At 71.9% G+C, this 2,447-nt stretch carries 1 protein-coding gene and 1 pseudogene; both read right to left on the reverse strand.

The window, feature by feature from the left end:
• A partial coding sequence (locus tag G6026_RS01670) for a VWA domain-containing protein (protein ID WP_182612058.1) occupies nucleotides 1-1,981 on the reverse strand: 1,981 nt, incomplete at its 3' end.
• Nucleotides 1,982-2,033: 52 nt separating this feature from the next.
• Nucleotides 2,034-2,447: pseudogene (locus G6026_RS01675) on the reverse strand (magnesium chelatase); the annotation flags it as partial.

The following is a 2,447-nucleotide window of genomic DNA, read 5'->3' on the forward strand; positions in this document are numbered from 1 at the left end:
AGCCCGGGCGGCCGCGCCGTGTGTGGAGGAACCTGCCGACCACGGCGGCCCCGAGGTCGTCGACGTCCGGGGCCACCACGGTGCCGCCGACCCGGCGGGCCAGCGCGTCGAGAAAGCGACCGAGCCCGGGGTCGTCGCCGAGCCGGAAGAACGTGGTCTGCGCACCGAACCGCGCCACGCGGTCCAACTCGTCGACGGTCGTGCGGATGGTCTCCGGTGCGGGTGGGTAGCCGAACCACGGCTCCCCGCTGCCCAGGAGATGAGCTGTGGGCTCGCCGTCGGTGACGATGAGCAGGACCGGCTGCATCGACGGGTGTCTCCGGAAGAACCGGCCGGCCAGGAGTAGGGCGTGGTGGAGGTTGGTGCCCATCTCGTACTCCGCGTCGAGGGAGAGCAGGTCCTCCACCGTCCGGGTCCGGGCGAAGCGGCCGAACGAGATGAGTTGGAGCGTGTCCTGCCGGAACCGCGAACTCACGAGGTGGTGCAGGGCCAGCGCGGTGCGCTTCATCGGGACCCATCGGCCCTCCATGGCCATCGAGAACGACGTGTCGACCAGCAGCGCGACGGCAGCCTGGGTCCGCGACTCCGTCTCTCTGACCTCGATGTCGTCCGGCAGCAGCCGGATTCCCTGTCCCGGGTCCCCACCCTCGGCCACGACCCGGGACAGGGCGTTGGTGACGGTCCGCGGCACGTCCCACGACTCCACGTCACCGAACCGCCAGGCGCGGCTCGCTCCCGTCTGGTCCCCCGCCGCCCCGGACATCCGCGTCTCGCGGGCGCCGGTGCGACCCGAGAGCCGACGGGCGGCGTCACGCAGCAGGGAACCGCCGAGCTTGCGCAGTGCGGCCGGGGACAACCTCAGGTCGCCGTCGGGGCGCCTGCTCAGGTAACCCGAGTCGCGCATCGACTGCTCGAGCCGCGCCAGCGTGCGCAGAGAGACCGCGGCCTCTCCCCCGAGGTGGCGGGCCACGGCCTCGAGGTCCAGCTCTGACAGGGGCGAACCCTCGCTGCCCCGCGCCAGCTGCTCGGCGAGACGGTCCAGGTCACCGAGCTCCGCCATCGCCGCGGCACCCTCGGAGAAACCGAGTCCCTCCTCGCCGTCGAAGTCCGCGGAGCCGTCCCAGTCCTCGCCGGGTCTGAGTGACTGCAGTAGCCCGTCGAGCCGACCCAGCTGCTCCATGAGTTCCGGTGAGCCGAACGCCTGCTGCGAGAGCGCCATCAACTCCTCCCGCTGCTCCGGCGTCATCGACCGCATCATCCGCTGCGCGGCCGCCGCGCGCCGGGCCAGCACGTCGATGAGCTCGTCGATGTCGGCCGGCTGCTCCGGGAAGGAGTCCGAGTGCTTGTCCATGAACCGCTCGAAGTCCTCGGGGGTGTCCTGCCCACGAGCGTGCTTGTCGAGCAACTCGGTGAGGTCGGCGAGCATCTCCGACACCGCCGCACGATCGGCGTCGGTCGCGTTCTCCAGGGCCTGTTTCATCCCCGCGAAGCGCGACTCGAGCGCCTCCGCTCCGAGGAGATCCTGGATCCTCCTGTAGGCCTCCCTCGCATCGGAGGAGGCCCAGTCGTACTCGGCGAGCTCGCCGACCGCCGCGGCCGGGGACTCCGGGAGGTTCTCGATGGTCATCTCTCGCAGGGTGCGATCCATCGGGTCCATCTGCGTGTCCCGGGCGAGCTGCCCGCGTTCGGCCAACAGCGCCTTGTCCAACAGCTCGGACACCTCCTCCAGGGTCCCGCCCAGGTGGCCGCGCTCGAGCAGTTCACGGCGCCGACGCTGCACCCTGCCCGCGAGGTCGTCGAGACCGGCCTGGCCCCGACCGCCCCGGCGGAGGAACTCGCGCATCGACTGCTCGGGCGAGTACCCGGACATCACCCCCTCGGACACCGCCTCGAGCGCCTCGGACAGGTCGAGCGGGGGCGCGAGAGGGTCGGGGCCTCCGACGTATCGTCCGTACCGCGCGCGGGGCTCGTCTCGCGACATCGCGTCCCTCCTGCTCCGGCGGCTCCTCGGCCACCATCGTCGACCCCGGGGGTCAACCGTAGACGGCGGCGCCGTCCCCGGTCTCCTTGGACAGGCGCCGCGAGAGGTAGAGCCCCTCCAGCGCGAACTCGATCGCCCCCGCCCTCTGCCCCACGGTCTGGGCGCCCGCGCGCTCGGCGATCCGGTCGTAGAGGTCCGGATCGGAGAGCTCGGGCAGGTCGTCGAGGAACTCCGCCGCGGTGACACTGGCGCCGGTGGTCAGGGTCACCGACCCGTCGAACGCCTCGACGAGGGGGGCCAGGTCGAGACCGCGGAACATCTCGCGCACCACGTCGACCGTGGCGCTGCGCAGGAGATAGCGGAGGATCTCCGTCTCGCGGCCCTCCTCACCCGGCTCGAACTCGATCTTCCCGCGCAGCACCTCCACGGCGGCGTCGACGTCGACCAGCCGCGCGACCGCCTCGCC

Source organism: Dietzia sp. DQ11-38-2 (assembly GCF_014145055.1).
GTDB lineage: Bacteria > Actinomycetota > Actinomycetes > Mycobacteriales > Mycobacteriaceae > Dietzia.